Genomic DNA, 14301 nt, shown 5'->3' on the forward strand with positions numbered 1-14301 from the left:
CCGGGATCCGAGAGCCCGAGGAGCCGACCGTGGCCGCCGTCCCCCGAGAACCCTGGCTGGGCCTGCACTGCTTCCTGCGGGCCACGCCCGAGGACACCGACGCCTTCCTGGTGGAGGACCTGGCCCCGCTGCTGGACGGGCTCGTCGCCGGGCGGGAGGCCGCCGCCTGGTCCTTCGCCCGGCACGAGGAGGGCGGTGCGCACCTGCGCGTGCGGGTGCGCGGTCCGCGGCCGGCCGCGCGGGCCGAACTGGGCCCGGCCCTGCGCCGGCTGGCCGGGGCGCGGCTCGCGCAGGGCGCGGAGGTGCGCGAGGTGCCGTACGCGCCCGGGCCGGGCGGGCCGTTCCCGGTGTCCGTCGCCGAGGGGCTCCGTGCGCTGGCCACCCGGGTCGCGGTGGACTGCGTCGCGGGGGCCTCCCGCGGTGGGCCGAGGCTGGCCGTCGCGGCGGACCTGGCGCACGCGACGGCCTGGGCCCTCGGGCTGGACCGCTACGGGGCGGCGCGCTGGCTGCGCGGGCAGGCCGCCCGCCGGCCCTGGGCGCGGGGTGTCCCGCTGCTGCCCGCGCGGCTGGTGCACGCCCAGGTCAACACGGTCTACGCGGCCCAGCGCGAGGGCCTCGCCAGCCGGGCGGGCGCCCTGCTCAGGGCACTGGCGGACGGCACCGCCGGGGGCCCGGTGGCCCGCTGGGCGGCGGCCGTACGGGCGGCCGAGTCCACGCTGCCGTCCGACGCGCGCGAACCCCGGGCGCAGTGGGCCGCCCTGCTGCACGCGCTGCTGAACGGGCTCGGGGTGGCCCCGGAGGAGGAGCTGGCGGTGTACCGGCTGGCCGCGAAGGCCCTGCTGGACTCCGGGGAGCCGCTCTCCTACTTCCCCGACGGCCATCTGGACGCCGACCGGCAGTACCTGGAGCGGAGCAAGTTCCAGATCGGTCTGGACCGGGACAGCCTCGCCCGTCACGCACCGCCCGAGCGGCTCGCGCAGGCGCCGGAGGTGTCGCTGCCGGGCGGTTCGCTGCCGGAGGTGTCGCTGCGTGCGGCCGTCACCGGCCGGACGAGCACCCGCCGGCTGGGGGGCCCGCTGACGGCCGCCGGGCTGGGCACGCTGCTGTGGGGTGCCCACGCCGCCAGCCACACGACGGGTTCCGACGCCGCCCCGGTCCGGCACCGCCCCTACCCGAGCGCGGGCTCCCTCTACACGGCGGGGCTGCGGCTGTTCGCCCTGGAGGTGGAGGGGCTGGCGCCGGGCACCTACCAGGCGGTACCCGAGCGGCGTTCGCTGCGGCGGGTCGCGGACGCCCCCTCCCTCGACGAGGTCCGGGCGCTCTCCGCGTACCTGACGCTGCCGCGGGAGGACCCCCTCTCCATCGCGGTGGACGGGGTCCCGGCGGTGCTCGGCCTGTTCGTGGACCTCGGCCGGCTCCGGCAGCGCTACGGCCTGCGGGCCCTGCGGCTGGGGCTGCTGGAGGCCGGGCACCTGGCGCAGTCCCTGTTGCTGACCGCGTCCGCGCTGGGCCTGGCCACGACGCCGCTGGGCGGGTTCCGTGACGACCTGGCCCAGGAGCTGTTCGGGCTGGACGACCTCGACCAGCCCCTCCAGTACCTGCTGCCGCTGGGCCGGGCCGTGTGAGCGGGGGTCAGTTCAGGGTGCGCACCCGCTGGTCGTTCAGTTCGTAGCGGGCCGCGACGACGGCCAGTTTCCCGGCGGACACGGCGCGGGCCAGGTCCGGTTCGGCGGCGAGCCGGTCGCGGGTGCGGCGGGCGTGGGCGTCGATGGTGGCGTCGACACGGGCCTCGCCGTGCTGGCCCCGGTCGATCGCTGGGCGTATCTGGTCGGCGAGGTACTGGATGTGCGCGGGCAGCTTCTCCCCGGTCTCGTCGGCGTGGACGGCCGCGCCGACGGCTCCGCAGGACTGGTGGCCGAGGACCAGGACCAGGGGGACGGCCAGTTCCAGCACCCCGTAGGCGATGCTGCCGAGTACGGCCTCGTCCAGTACCTCGCCCGCCGAGCGGACGGTCAGGAGGTCGCCGAGGCCCTGGTCGAAGACGAGTTCCGGGGGGACCCGGGAGTCGACGCAGCCGAGCACGATCGCGAAGGGGTGCTGGGCCTTGGTGAGCCGCAGACGGGTCGACGGCGACTCGTGCGGGTGCTCCTGACGGTACGTCCGCCAGCGGCGGTTTCCGGCCGTCAGCTCGCGCAGGGACTCCTCGGGTGTCCTCGGTCGCGTACCGGTGGCGGGCCCGGGCGGGGCGGCGGAGGCGGGGAAGGCGGATCCGAGGGCGAGGACGGATCCGGCGGCGGCCGTACCGGCCACGGCGGTGCGCAGCAGGCTGCGACGACTGGTCGTAAGCATGCGCGAAAGTAACCAGCTTTACCGTCTCTTGACCAAGACCCCGGGAAGCATTTGGCGGAAACGATTCTTCAACCGGCGCGATCCGGGTGTTACCGGTCCGTCAGGCGGACAACGGCCACCCGTCCTCCGGTACGGACCGCGCAGCTCAGGGGCTCCGTGACCAGGGCGGCGTCGTACGGCGAGAGCTCGACGGGGGCACCCTCCCCGCCCGGGCCGGTCAGGAGCGCCGGCCCGTCGAGCGCGACGAGGAGCAGGGTCTCGTCCGGCCGGACGTCCAGGCCGAGTTCCCCGCGCACGACGGCCGTCCGCGCCCCGGCGCGCTCGCGCCGCCACATCACGTTGAAGTTCACGACGGGCCCGCCCAGCAGCCGGCAGCCGGTCGGCAGGTCCCCGGGGAAGTGGCGGGGTGCGTAGCGCTCGTCGACGCGCCGGTGTTCCTCCCCGACCGTGAGGTCCATGCCCGCGCCCTCGGCGAGGGTGAGCGTCCGGTCGACGCCGGGGAACTCCGAGAAGGGCCCGTCGGCCGCGACCTCGGCGAGGCTGACCCGCCAGGCGAAGTCGGCGGTCCCGGCATCCTCGGGCCGCGCGGCGATCTCGCGGGTCACTCCCCCGCCGTTCTTCCACGGGACCGCCGCGCGGTCGGCCGCACGCAGGATCCGGATGCCGGCGGGGCTGGTCATGGGGTGGTTCCTTCCCTGGGGGTCCGCGCCGCCCGGCGGGCGGTACGGACCCGCGCGGCGCAGCCCGAGCCTACCGACAGGCCCTCCGGCCCGGGCCGCTGCCCGAAGGGCGTCACAGGCCGGCCGGACCCTGACCGGCGTCCGCTCCGGCCTCCCCCGCGGCTCCGTCGGAGTCGAGCGTCAGGGCTCCGGCGCGGGCGGCGGCGAGCGCGATCCGCACGGCCCGGTCGGCGGCGCCCTCGTCGACCGGGTCGGCGCTGACGAGCAACCGGAAGTAGATCGGAGCGGCCATCGCCTTGATGAGCTCGGCCGGATCGGTGCCTGCCGGGAGTTCGCCCCGCTCGACGGCGCGGGCGACCACGGGCTCGGCCCGCCGGAACCGGTCGGCGAACACCCGCCGCCGCGCCTCGGCGATCTCCGGCAGCCGCCCGGCGTCGGAGAACATCGCGGTCTGCACCGCCCTGCCCACCGGCCCCGTCATGCTCTGCACGAGCATCCGCGCGAGCTCCCGCAGGTCGCTCTCGACGGAGCCGGTGTCCGGCATGGGGATGTCGGTGGCGAAGTGCTCGGAGAGCGCGTCGACGACGAGGCTCTCGCGGTCCTTCCAGCGCCGGTAGAGCGTGGTCTTGTGCACCCCGGCCCGCTGGGCCACGCCCTCGACGGTCAGCTCGGCGTACCCCCGGTCCAGCAGCTCGGCGAGGGTGGCGGCACGCACCGCCGCCTGAGCCTTGCGCCCGCGCCCGACGGGGCGGGCGGGTTCGGTGGAACCCGATTCCATTGCAACTCCTAGTTGCGTTAGCGGTACGCGCATGTCAGGATCCAGCATATCGCAACTATAAGTTGCATTCTGGTGGACCTAGGAGAAAGGGAAGGCCATGCCCAGCGCCTCCCGTACATGGACGCTCGACTCCGTCCCCGACCAGTCCGGCCGCCTGGCGGTGGTCACCGGAGCCAACAGCGGCATCGGCCAGGTCACGGCAGAGGTGCTCGCCCGCCGGGGCGCGCATGTCGTACTGGCCTGCCGCAGTCCCCGACGGGGGCAGGAAGCCCTGGACCGGCTGCTCGCCCGGGCACCCGGCGCCCGCGCCGAGCTGCGCCTCCTCGACCTGGGCGATCTGGCCTCCGTACGGGCCTTCGCCGACGGCTGGGACCACGGCCGGCTCGACCTGCTGGTCAACAACGCCGGTGTGGCGATGGTGCCGTTCGCCCGGACCGCCGACGGATTCGAGTCGCAGTTCGGGATCAACCACCTGGGCGCCTTCGCGCTGACCGGGCTGATGCTCCCCCACCTGCTCGCCTCGCCCGATCCACGGGTGGTCGCCGTCAGCAGCGAAGGCCAGCGGTTCGCCCGCTTCGACCTGGACAACCTCAACGCCGAACGCCGCTACCGCACCGTGTTCGCCTACCTGCAGTCCAAGCGCGCCAACCTCTACTTCGCCACCGAGCTCCAACGCCGCGCCGACGCCGCCGGCCTGGGCCTGCGCAGCATGGCGGTGGCCCCCGGACTCACCCGCACCAACGTCCTCACCGGCGGCGCCAACGGCGACCGCGGCCGGCTCCACGGCACGCTGACCCGGCTGCTGCTCCGCATCGCCTTCCGCCCGACCCCCGCGGGCGCCAGGACCTCGCTGTACGCGGCGACCGTCCCGGACCTGCCGGGCGGATCGTACGTCGTGCCCGACGGGCCGCTGCAACTGCGCGGGGAGCCCGTCCTGCGCGACCGGGAGCGCGCCGTGCGTGACACCGTCACCGCCCGCCGACTGTGGGAGCTGTCCGAGGAACTCACCGGCGTCCCCTTCCGGCTGCCCGTCCGGGACCCCCGATCCCCTTGAGGCATACGGCCGTCACGGCCGTTCAGCGCAGGATCCCCGCCTGCCGGGCGGCCCGCAGCCAGGAGGGGAACTCCGACAGGAGCCGGTCGTACAGCTCGGGGTCGGAGATCTGGTCGATGTCGTCGACGGCGAAGAAGCCGACGTTGTCGACGCGGCGCCCCGGCATCGTGTCGAAGCGCTCCAGGACCCCGAAGCCGGCCCGGCCGAGCCCGACGAACTGCCAGAACACCGGCTCCTCGACGGCCTCCCGGAGCTCCCGCTCGATCTCCGCGTTGCGGTAGACCCCGCCGTCGGAGAAGAAGAGGACCAGCGTCGGGACGGGCACCGGGTGGGAGCGTACGAAGTTCCGCACCTCGGCGATGACCTTCTGCTCCTCGTTCTGGAAGCCGACCGCCCGCATGTCGACCTGGCCGGGGAGCAGGCCCTTGGGGGGCTTCTTGCGGCCGAAGACGCTCATCTGCCCGACGCGCACGTGCAGGCGCAGCCACTCCGGGAGGTCGCCGATGACGAGGTCCGGCAGCCGGGCGGGGTTGGTGGCGAAGGTCCAGGCCTGCATCTCGCCGTCGTCGTCGAGCTGCGCGGCGACGGCCGCCATCCGCTCCACGACGCCCGCGACCGTGCCCCGGGAGTAGAGGGCGCTCATGGAGCCGGAGGCGTCGAGGACGAGGACCACGCGGGCGCTCACCCCGCCGGCGCCCTGCTTGCTGAGGCTGACGGCCACCTGCTGCTTGCGCAGGGAGAGCCGGATCCGCATGTCCATGGGGAGTTCGGCCTCCCCCTTGACCAGCCGTACGGCGGGGGCCGGGGCGGGCGCGGCAGGAGCGGGTGCGGCGGGTGCGGGCCAGGACACGGGTGCGGGCGCGGACACGGCCCGGTGCACGGGAGCGGGGGCGGGAGCGGGAGCGGGAGCGGGAGCGGGGGGTTCGTCGTCCACGGTGATGCCGAAGTCCGTCGCCAGACCGGCCAGTCCGCTCGCGTACCCCTGCCCCACGGCCCGGAACTTCCACGCCCCGGCCCGCCGGTACAGCTCGCCGCTCAGGAAGGCGGTCTCGGATCCCGCCTCCATGTCGAAGCGGACCAGCTCCGCCCCGGACACGGCGTCGAGCAGCCGCAGGTGCAGTCCGGGAACCTGCCCGAAGGTCCCGCCGTCGGCGGAGGCGCACAGCACGACCCGCTCGATGTCCGGCTCCAGGGCGGCCAGATCGACGTCGAGGGAGTCGGCTCCGGGCCGCTTGCCGAGGTGGCGTACGGCGCCGGAGGGGTGCCGGGGCTGGTTGTAGAAGACGAAGTCCCCGTCGGAGCGCACCCGTCCGCCGCCGGCCAGCAGCAGCGCGGACGCGTCCACGTCCGGTACTCCGGGTCCGGCCGACCAGCCGAGCACCGCTCTGACGGAGGCTGCCGCGACGGGCAGGTTGGCGCCTTTGCTCAGTGTCGTCACGCCCGACAGTCTGCCCGCTGGGGCCCCGGCGGAGTAGCGGTACAGGTCAGGAGGCCCGGCGGACGCTGTGCGGCAGGGACATGTAGCCGGGGCGCGCCCGCTCCTCGGGGGCGCCTTCGGGGGCGTCCGTGTCGACGGCGCGGACCTCCAGCGGGGAACTGCCGGTGGGGCCGGTGGCGGTGGCGCGCAGCCGGTAGCGCTCGGTGCGTACGGCGTCCCGGGCGAGGGCCGGGCCGCCCTCGTAGAGGGAGTACGGCTTGAGGTCCCCGGCGACGCGCAGCGCGGCCGGGCTCCACCGGCCGGTGGCCGGGTCCTGGCGTTCGAGGAGGACGGAGGCGGCGGGGCCGGGGGTGTCACCGGGTTCGGGGAGGAGGGGCTCCATCTGGAAGGCGAGCAGCAGGTGTTCGTACGGCCGGGAGTTGCCGTTGCGCAGGGTGACGGTGAACTCCTGCGCGGGTCCGCCCCGTACGAGGCTCAGCCGGCCCGTCACGGTGGCGACGGTCATCGTCAGCCGGGTGGCGGGCGCCGGGGGTGCGGTGGTCGGGGGCGGCGTCGGCTCCACGGCCGGGGAGGCCGATGCGGACGGGCTCGCTCCGGGCGGTGTGCCGGGCGAAGCGGCTGCCGAGGGAGACCCGGCGGGCGTCGGTGCGGCGGAGGGGGCCGGGGGCTCGGCCGGGGTCCCGGGCTTCGCGGCGCAGGCGCTCAGCGCGGCCGTCAGGACGAGCGCGGCGGCGAGGGGAACCGGACGGAGACGGGGTCTGACGTGCATGGCGGCCCTCCTGCGGCTCCCGGGTGCTGGAGGAAGGTAACAGGAGGCCCGCCGGCCGGCGGGGTACGGATCCGTGACGCTTGGGTCACGGTTGCGCACGAGCCGGGGCCCGCACCGACGGTGCGGGCCCCGGCCCTGTTCGCGCGGCTGCGCCGGAACGTCAGGCGGGCGTGATGTTCTCGGCCTGCGGGCCCTTCTGGCCCTGCGTGACGTCGAAGTTGACCTTCTGGCCTTCCTGAAGCTCGCGGTAGCCCTGGGTGGCGATGTTCGAGTAGTGCGCGAAAACGTCGGCACCGCCGCCGTCCTGCTCGATGAAACCGAAACCCTTTTCCGCGTTGAACCACTTCACGGTGCCGGATGCCATATCGATTCTCCTTCGGGGCTGTACCCGGCGCCGCACTGTGCGGAAGCCGGAGTCGCCGTGATGTTCTACCCGTCCGAAAAGCATCCGGAAATAAAAAGTGCACCCGCCGGTCAATCCGGCGGGAGCACTTGAAATATTTGGGAACCACACCCGCAACTGGGCTTCACCGTAGCACAGGGAGCAGGCGCGAACGCGGAGAGTTACCACGTCCGGCGGTACGCCCCGGGGACTTCAGCCCCGGAATTCCTCCGTGCGCACGGGCGAGGCCTCGGTGAGGGCCCGGGTGACGGCTTCGGTGCCCGCGCGCAGTCCGTAGACGGGGGTGGCGGGCTGCTGGCGCCAGGAGTCGTCGAGGCCTCCGGCGTCCACGGTGTCGAAGCCGATCTCGTCGATGAGGGCGCGGACGGCCTTCTTGGCCGCCTCGTCGTCGCCCGCGACGGGGACGGCGATGCGGTCCGGGTGCCCGGCGGGGAGGGCGCGGTCCACGATGTCGGCGGCGTAGGTGCCGTTGAAGGCCTTGACGACCGGGTGGCCGAGCTGCTGCTGCGTCCAGCGGCTCTCGGTCAGGCCCTCGTCCTCGATGGCGGCGATGCGGCCGTCGCGCACGCGCGGGTAGTAGTTGCCGGTGTCGATGACGGCGAAGCCCTCGGCGGCCCCGTCGAAGACCTCGGCGGGCAGGTCGGGGACGTTCTTGAAGGGGATGGTGACCACGACGATCTCGGCGCCGCGGGCCGCCTCGGCGACGGTCACGGCGGTCGCGCCGGTCTCCTCGACGAGGGCGGTCAGGGTCTCGGGGCCGCGGGAGTTGGCGACGGAGACCTGGTGCCCGAGGGAGGTGAGCCGACGGGTGAGGTTGCCGCCGATGTTGCCGGCGCCGATGATGCCGATCTTCATGAGCTCTCCAGTGCGTGCGGAGTTCGGATATCGCGTCTGTCCGAACCACCGACGGGCCCGCGGCATTCCGCTCGGACGGCCCGGCAATTCCACGGATCCTCCGTACGAGCGAATTTCGGCCATTTCCCGTGCGTCAAGAACCGGATTGAGGACGGTCCCGTCATCAAGGGCAGTGCCAGGGACCGCAGGGGCACGCACCAGCACGGGGAAAGGTACTCACCCATGTCCACGTTCACGGCCAAGCGCCTCACGACGACCGCCCTCGCCGCCACCGCCGGCGCCGCGGCCCTCTCCTTCGCCCTCGTCACGGGCACCTCCGCCACCGCCGCCGCCCCGCAGTCGGTCTCCGGCAGCCCCGAGGGCGCGTTCACCCGTATCGCCGACTTCTACGGCTCCTACATCGACGCGGTCTACGACGGCGACGGGGCCACGGCCGAGAAGCTGCGCTCCTTCTACCTCTCCGACGCCCTCCAGCGCGAGCTGGCGGTGTGGGAGGAGGCGAACCACGCGAACGGCGTGCTGCGCGCGCAGAACGTGCCCGCGAAGTGGAAGGTGACCTCCACGGGCAGCGGCACGGGCAAGACCAACGCCACGATCACCCTGACCTGGGGCAGCGACACGACCCAGCTGCACGTGCAGGCCGACCTGAGGACGAAGAAGATCACCTCCATCACGGACTGATCCGTCCCCGCGCACGCGGGAGGGGCCCGCCGGCGGCGGGCCCCTCCCGTTGTCCTCGTACGCGGCGGGCCGTTACGCCCCGCTCGCCTCCAGCATCTCCTCGCGCTCCACGAGCTTCACGCGCTCGCGGCCCTGCGCCTGGCCCAGCGCCTTCTCGGCGGCGTCCAGCTTGTACCAGCCGCCCCAGCTGGTGAAGCGGACCTGGCGCTCGGCGAGGAAGGACTCGACGGCCTCCGGCTCGGGCGCGGCCGGGGTGAGCAGCCGGCCGTCGGCGTGGTCGGCGAGCAGGTTGGCGACGGTTTCGTTGGCGTCGCCCTTGGTGTGGCCGATCAGACCGATCGGGCCGCGCCGGATCCAGCCGGTGACGTACGTGGACGCGAGGTGCGTGCCGTTCTCCATGACGCGGCCGCCCTCGTCGGGCACGGTGCCGGACTCGACGTCCCAGGGGAGCTTGGGCAGTTCGTCGGAGAGGTAGCCGACGGCCCGGTAGACGGACTGGACGTCCCAGGTGGTGAACTCGCCGGTGCCCTTGACGTTGCCGGTGCCGTCCAGCTCGGTGCGCTCGGTGCGCAGGCCGACGACCTTGCCGTCCTCGCCGACGATCTCCGCCGGGGACTCGAAGAAGTGCAGGAACAGCTTGTGCGGGCGGTCGCCGATGTCGCGGATCGCCCAGTTCTCCAGGGTCTTGGCGACCATGTCCGCCTGCTTGTTGGAGCGGCGGGTGGTGATCGAACCCTCGTCGTAGTCGATGTCCTCGGGGTTGACGATGACCTCGATGTTGGGCGAGTGGTCGAGCTCGCGGAGCTCCATCGGGCTGAACTTGGCCTGGGCCGGGCCGCGGCGGCCGAAGACGTGGACCTCCAGGGCCTTGTTCGCCTTCAGGCCGTCGTGGACGTTGGCCGGGATCTCGGTCGGCAGCAGCTCGTCGGCCGTCTTCGCGAGGATGCGGGCCACGTCGAGGGCGACGTTGCCGACGCCGAGGACGGCGACCTTCTCGGCCCCCAGGGGCCAGGTGCGCGGTACGTCGGGGTGGCCGTCGTACCAGGAGACGAAGTCGGCGGCGCCGTAGGAGCCGTCGAGCTCGACGCCCTTGATGTCCAGCGCGCGGTCGGCGGTGGCGCCGGTGGAGAAGATCACGGCGTCGTAGAACGAGCGCAGTTCGTCGAGCGAGATGTCGTTCGGGTAGTCGACGTTGCCGAACAGGCGGACCTGCGGCTTGTCGAGTACCTGGTGCAGGGCCGTGATGATGCCCTTGATGCGGGGGTGGTCGGGGGCGACCCCGTACCGGATCAGGCCGAAGGGCGCGGGCATCCGCTCGAAGATGTCGATGGAGACGCCGGGGGCGGTGGCTGCCTCGGACTTCAGCAGCGCGTCGGCGGCGTAGATACCGGCGGGGCCGGCACCGACGATTGCTACCCGCAGAGGGCGAGGCATGACTGGGTTCCCTTCGACCGACAATCAGACTGATCAAGGGAAACCCTAAACTAAGGCCACCCTAACCCGGCACCCGCCCCCTGGTTATGACCCCATAACCCGAACTTATGGCTTCTCAAAGCCCTGCTTCTGGCCCGCTCACAGGACGGCGATGCCCAGCGGCCTGCTGCCCGCCGCGAGCCTGCGGGACTCCCCCGTGGCCAGGTCGACGACGGTGATCCCGTCCCAGCCGCCGTCCCGGGTGAAGCCGCCGGTCACATAGGCCGTGGCGGCGTCGCGGGAGACCGTCACGTCCTCGTGCGGGCCGCTCAGCGGGTACACCCGCTCGGCGCCGTCCGGGGAGCGGACCGTGAGGGAGGGGCCCTTGCCTGCTCCGGGTTCCACGGCGCCGGTGCCGACGACCAGGAGACGGCCGTCGGGGGCGAGGGAGACCCCGTGCTGATGGGTGTCGGCGGTCATCGGCTCCACCGTCGTACGACCGGTACGCGGGTCCACGACCGCGAGCCGTTCGCCTTCGAAGGGGAGCAGCAGCATGCCGTCGGCGGGACGGACGGCCGTGTAGTGCGGTTTCAGCCAGGAGCCGAGGCCGCCCTCGGTGCCGTACGGGGCGACCTCGATGCGCCGGGGCCGCAGCTCCCCGGCGGTGACGGCAGTCACGTCGAAGGAGTCGTGCCCCGTCACGTAGACCTCGGAGCCGTCCGGCGCCACGTCCACGTCGAAGGGGCGCCGGCCCACCGGTACGGTCGCGGTGACCCGCGCGGTGGCCGTGTCGAGGACCTCCAGGACGCCCTTGGCGCCGGGCACGTTGACGCCTACGTAGGCGCGGGCCCCGTCGGGCGAGAGGGCGATGCCCATGCCGCCGCCCCGGTACTCGCCGTCGCCGACGGGGCCGGTCGCGGTCCGGTACGGGACGAGCGCCTGCCGGGTCCGGGTGCGGGTGTCGACGACGGCCACGCCCTCGGCGGTGGCCACCCAGGCCCGGCCGTCCGCGCCGACGGCCAGCCCGTACGGGGCCCGGCCGACCCGGACGGCGGCCACGGAGCCGCGTACGGGGTCGACGAAGGTGACGGTGTCCGCGCCGGAGTCGGCCACCAGCAGGGTGCCGGGCGGGGTGGGCCCGCCCGCCGGGAGCGGCGCGGCCGGGGACGCGAGCGGGGCGGCGGGCGGGGCGGCCTGCGGGGCGGTGCAGGCGCCGAGCAGCAGGGTGGCGGCGAGCGCGGTGAGTGCCGTACGGGCGCCACGGGCGCGGCGGTTCACCGGGCGTCCCCGGGAAGCGGGCCGCCGGCGGCGGTGCGCAGCAGCCGGGCCATGCCGTCGAAGCCGCGGCGGACGGCGTGCTCGTACGGGGTCACGCCCTCGAGGTCGCCGAGCCCGGGGTCGGCGCCGGCGGCGAGGAGCAGCCGGGCGACCTCCTCGTGGCGGGGGCCGCCGTCGCCGAGGATCACCGCCTCCAGCAGGGCCGTCCAGCCGAGCCGGTTGACGTGGTCCACCGCGATGGCCGTCTCGGCCAGCACGGCCCGTACGTAGGCGGTGTGCCCGCGTTCGGAGGCCGGGATGAGGGAGGTCCCGCCGAAGCGGTTGGGCTGCGTCAGGTCCGGTCCGGCGGGCAGCAGGGTGCGCATCATGCGGACGCTGCCGGTGACGCCGGTAACCAGCCAGGGGCTGTCGGCGCGGGCGTCGGGGGCGTCCGGGTCGGCGCCGGCGGCGACGAGCAGGGCGGCCGTCCCGACGTGGTCGGCGAGCGCCGCGAGCAGGAGCGCGGTGCGCAGCTGCTCGTCCCTCGCGTCCACGGCGGCTCCGGCGGCGAGGGCGGCGCTCACGCCGGGTTCGTCGCCCCGTGCGGCGGCCTCCAGCAGCGCTCGGTCGTGCGGGTTCATGGTGTCCCTCCCGGTTCCGGGGCGGGCGGTGCGTCCATGTGCCCGCTCCCCGGTCCCATGGTGGTCCCGCCGGGCGCGGTGGGCCCTGCGCCGTGCGGCGGGAGCCCTGGGGCGCTCCGGTGGACCCCGGGGTCGTCCGATCGGTCGATGCGCGAACGCGGCAGGTCAGGGCAGGGAGGGGGAGGCTCAGGCCTCGTACTCGGTGAGGTCGATGGTGTAGAGGGTGAGGAGGGCGCCGGACTCGGGGTGGGTCGTGGTGCGGTCCTGCTCCATACCGAGCTTGCGGATCACGTTCTCGGACTCCTCGTGCCCGGTCCGGTTGACGCAGACGACCCGGTCGAGCCCGCGGTCCTGGAGGGCGAACTCCAGGGTGGCCTGGGCGGCTTCCGAGGCGTAGCCCTGGCCCCAGAAGGAGCGGCCGAGCCGCCAGACGATCCCGACCTCGTGAGCGAGTTCGGGCATCCCCTCGGGGACGGTCAGGCCGACGGCCCCGATCAGTTCTCCGGAAGCGAGGAGTTCGACGGCGAAGACCCCGAAGCCCTCGTCGTCCCACTCCTCCTCCCAGCGCTCGATGGCCTCGGCCGTCCCGTCGAGGTCGAGGACGGAGCCGTCGCCGATCCAGCGCATCACCTCCGAATCGGCGTGCAGCTCGGACAGGGGGACGAGGTCGTCGTCGCTCCAGCGGCGCAGGAGGAGGCGGGGGGTGCGGATCTCGGTCATGCCCCACATCCTGCCGAACGCGGCCGACCAGGGGTAATCGGGTCCCCCGGAGCGGCGCGGGAGGGCCGGGCGGGGCCGTCGGCGTGTGGCTCAGTTCACGGTGATCGCGTCCAGTTTCCCGCGCAGGTAGGTGTGCGAGTCGACCGGTTCGTGCGCCACCCGGCCGATGGGGGCGGGCAGGGACTCGACGCGGGTGTGCGGGTCGCACTCGTAGAAGTAGACCAGCGACACCAGTTCCTCGGCGGGGGCGTGCGCGGGCGGCGGCAGCACCCGGTGGCGGCCGGCCCGCCAGCGGTCGCCGGTCCAGCGGGCCAGCAGGTCGCCGATGTTCACGGTGAGGGCCGACGGGTCGTAGGGGGCGTCCTGCCAGCCGTCGGCGTCGGTGTGGATCTGGAGGCCGCCGGCGCCCGGTTCGCGGTCGAGGACGGTGACGGTGCCGAAGTCGGTGTGCGCCCCGATGCGGAACTGGCCGGGCAGGGGCGGGCCGACGCGTTCGGTGCCGGGGTACCAGTTGACGTTGAAGCCCCAGGTGGGGTGGCCGGTGTGCCGGGTGAAGTGGTCCCGGGGCAGGGTCAGGGCGGCCGCCAGCAGTTCCAGCAGTTCGTCGGAGAGGGCGCGCATCGCGGCGAGGTACGCGGTCACGAGCGGGCGCAGCTCCGGGGCCTCGGCGGGCCAGGTGTTGGGCCGGAACCACTCGGCGTCCACGGAGGGGGTGCCCGTGGGGTCGTCCGCGGCGAAGGACCAGGACTCCTTCAGGTCGGGCGGTGAGGCCTCGCCCTCGGCGTAGCTGTTGGCCTCGGCGCCGGGGCCGAGCCAGCCGCGTCCGCCCACGCGCACCGCGTAGGGGTGCTTCGCCTCGGCCGGGAGCCGGAAGAAGCCGCGGGCGGCCTCTCGGATCCGGGCGGGCAGCTCCGGGTCCACCCCGTGTCCGGTGACGAGCAGGAATCCGGCCGCCTGGAGGGCTTCGTCGACCTGGGCGGCGATGCGGGAGCGGGCGGTGGCGCCGCCGGACCGCCACGGTCCGAGATCGATCACGGGTACCTGGGAACGCGCCATCAGGGGCCTGCCTTCCGGGGTGGGGGCCGGGGGTGCGGCTTTTTTCGAGGGTAGGGCGTCCGGCCCGCTCCGGTCCGCCGCACGGCGGGGCGTGGCCCGGATCGGGCAGGTACGTGGCGCGTCGCGCGCAGGTGGCGCGGCGCCCGGTGTACGCGCGGGCGCCGGCGGGGGCCCGGTCGCGGCCGGTGGCGACGATCCGGGGGTGCT

The 14301-nt window shown here is 74.2% G+C and carries 15 protein-coding genes; 3 read left to right on the plus strand and 12 right to left on the minus strand.

Translation table 11 applies throughout. The annotated features are described in order from the left end of the window. The first annotated feature begins 29 nt into the window (after positions 1 to 29). The gene (locus tag OOK31_RS01655; protein ID WP_267010495.1) at positions 30 to 1625 is read left to right on the plus strand and encodes a thiopeptide-type bacteriocin biosynthesis protein; all 1596 of its coding nucleotides are present in this window, start codon (positions 30 to 32) and stop codon (positions 1623 to 1625) included. A 7-nt stretch (positions 1626 to 1632) separates the two neighbouring features. On the opposite strand, the gene OOK31_RS01660 is transcribed toward OOK31_RS01655, so the two are convergent. From OOK31_RS01660 to OOK31_RS01670, 3 genes are all read right to left on the minus strand, one after another. Further along, positions 1633 to 2349, minus strand: coding sequence for a carbonic anhydrase (locus tag OOK31_RS01660; protein WP_267010496.1), 717 nt, complete (start codon positions 2347 to 2349; stop codon positions 1633 to 1635). An 89-nt stretch (positions 2350 to 2438) separates the two neighbouring features. Beyond that, a complete protein-coding gene (locus OOK31_RS01665) occupies positions 2439 to 3029 on the minus strand; it encodes a HutD family protein (RefSeq protein ID WP_267010497.1) in 591 nt (196 codons plus the stop codon). Positions 3030 to 3141: 112 nt separating this feature from the next. Continuing rightward, positions 3142 to 3807, minus strand: a complete 666-nt coding sequence (locus OOK31_RS01670; protein WP_267010498.1) for a TetR/AcrR family transcriptional regulator — start codon at positions 3805 to 3807, stop codon at positions 3142 to 3144. A 97-nt stretch (positions 3808 to 3904) separates the two neighbouring features. On the opposite strand from OOK31_RS01670, the gene OOK31_RS01675 reads away from it, so the two are divergent. Further along, positions 3905 to 4861, plus strand: a complete 957-nt coding sequence (locus tag OOK31_RS01675; RefSeq protein WP_267010499.1) for an oxidoreductase — start codon at positions 3905 to 3907, stop codon at positions 4859 to 4861. 22 nt (positions 4862 to 4883) lie between these two features. Here OOK31_RS01675 and OOK31_RS01680 read toward each other — a convergent pair whose 3' ends face one another. From OOK31_RS01680 to OOK31_RS01695, 4 genes are all read right to left on the minus strand, one after another. Beyond that, a complete protein-coding gene (locus tag OOK31_RS01680; RefSeq protein ID WP_267010500.1) occupies positions 4884 to 6299 on the minus strand; it encodes a VWA domain-containing protein in 1416 nt (471 codons plus the stop codon). A gap of 46 nt (positions 6300 to 6345) precedes the next feature. Continuing rightward, entirely contained in the window at positions 6346 to 7068 is a 723-nt protein-coding gene (locus tag OOK31_RS01685; RefSeq protein WP_267010501.1) for a hypothetical protein, read from the minus strand. Between the two features lie 160 nt (positions 7069 to 7228). Further along, positions 7229 to 7432 carry a cold-shock protein gene (locus tag OOK31_RS01690; RefSeq protein WP_267010502.1) on the minus strand — a complete coding sequence of 68 codons (204 nt, stop codon included), beginning with the start codon at positions 7430 to 7432 and terminating at the stop codon, positions 7229 to 7231. Positions 7433 to 7663: 231 nt separating this feature from the next. Continuing rightward, positions 7664 to 8449: an NAD(P)-binding domain-containing protein gene (locus OOK31_RS01695; protein ID WP_323188169.1), complete on the minus strand. Its 786-nt coding sequence runs from the start codon at positions 8447 to 8449 to the stop codon at positions 7664 to 7666. 99 nt (positions 8450 to 8548) lie between these two features. Here OOK31_RS01695 and OOK31_RS01700 point away from each other — a divergent pair, with 99 nt between their 5' ends. Next, complete coding sequence (locus tag OOK31_RS01700) at positions 8549 to 9007, plus strand: hypothetical protein (protein ID WP_267010503.1); 459 nt, start codon at positions 8549 to 8551, stop codon at positions 9005 to 9007. Positions 9008 to 9079: 72 nt separating this feature from the next. Here the strand turns inward: OOK31_RS01700 and OOK31_RS01705 are convergent, their stop codons facing one another. The 5 genes from OOK31_RS01705 to OOK31_RS01725 form a co-directional block, all read right to left on the minus strand. After that, entirely contained in the window at positions 9080 to 10441 is a 1362-nt protein-coding gene (locus tag OOK31_RS01705; RefSeq protein ID WP_267010504.1) for an FAD-dependent oxidoreductase, read from the minus strand. 138 nt (positions 10442 to 10579) lie between these two features. Then, on the minus strand, positions 10580 to 11698 hold the full coding sequence (locus OOK31_RS01710) for a hypothetical protein (protein ID WP_267010505.1): 1119 nt from the start codon (positions 11696 to 11698) through the stop codon (positions 10580 to 10582). Beyond that, positions 11695 to 12318, minus strand: coding sequence for an ankyrin repeat domain-containing protein (locus tag OOK31_RS01715; protein WP_267010506.1), 624 nt, complete (start codon positions 12316 to 12318; stop codon positions 11695 to 11697). The genes OOK31_RS01710 and OOK31_RS01715 overlap by 4 nt, the downstream gene beginning before the upstream one ends. 186 nt (positions 12319 to 12504) lie before the next feature. Beyond that, complete coding sequence (locus OOK31_RS01720) at positions 12505 to 13038, minus strand: GNAT family N-acetyltransferase (protein WP_267010507.1); 534 nt, start codon at positions 13036 to 13038, stop codon at positions 12505 to 12507. A gap of 90 nt (positions 13039 to 13128) precedes the next feature. Continuing rightward, positions 13129 to 14094, minus strand: a complete 966-nt coding sequence (locus OOK31_RS01725) for an isopenicillin N synthase family oxygenase (protein WP_267010508.1) — start codon at positions 14092 to 14094, stop codon at positions 13129 to 13131. Positions 14095 to 14301: the final 207 nt, after the last annotated feature.

This window comes from Streptomyces sp. NBC_00249 (assembly GCF_026342355.1).
Taxonomy (GTDB): Bacteria; Actinomycetota; Actinomycetes; order Streptomycetales; family Streptomycetaceae; genus Streptomyces.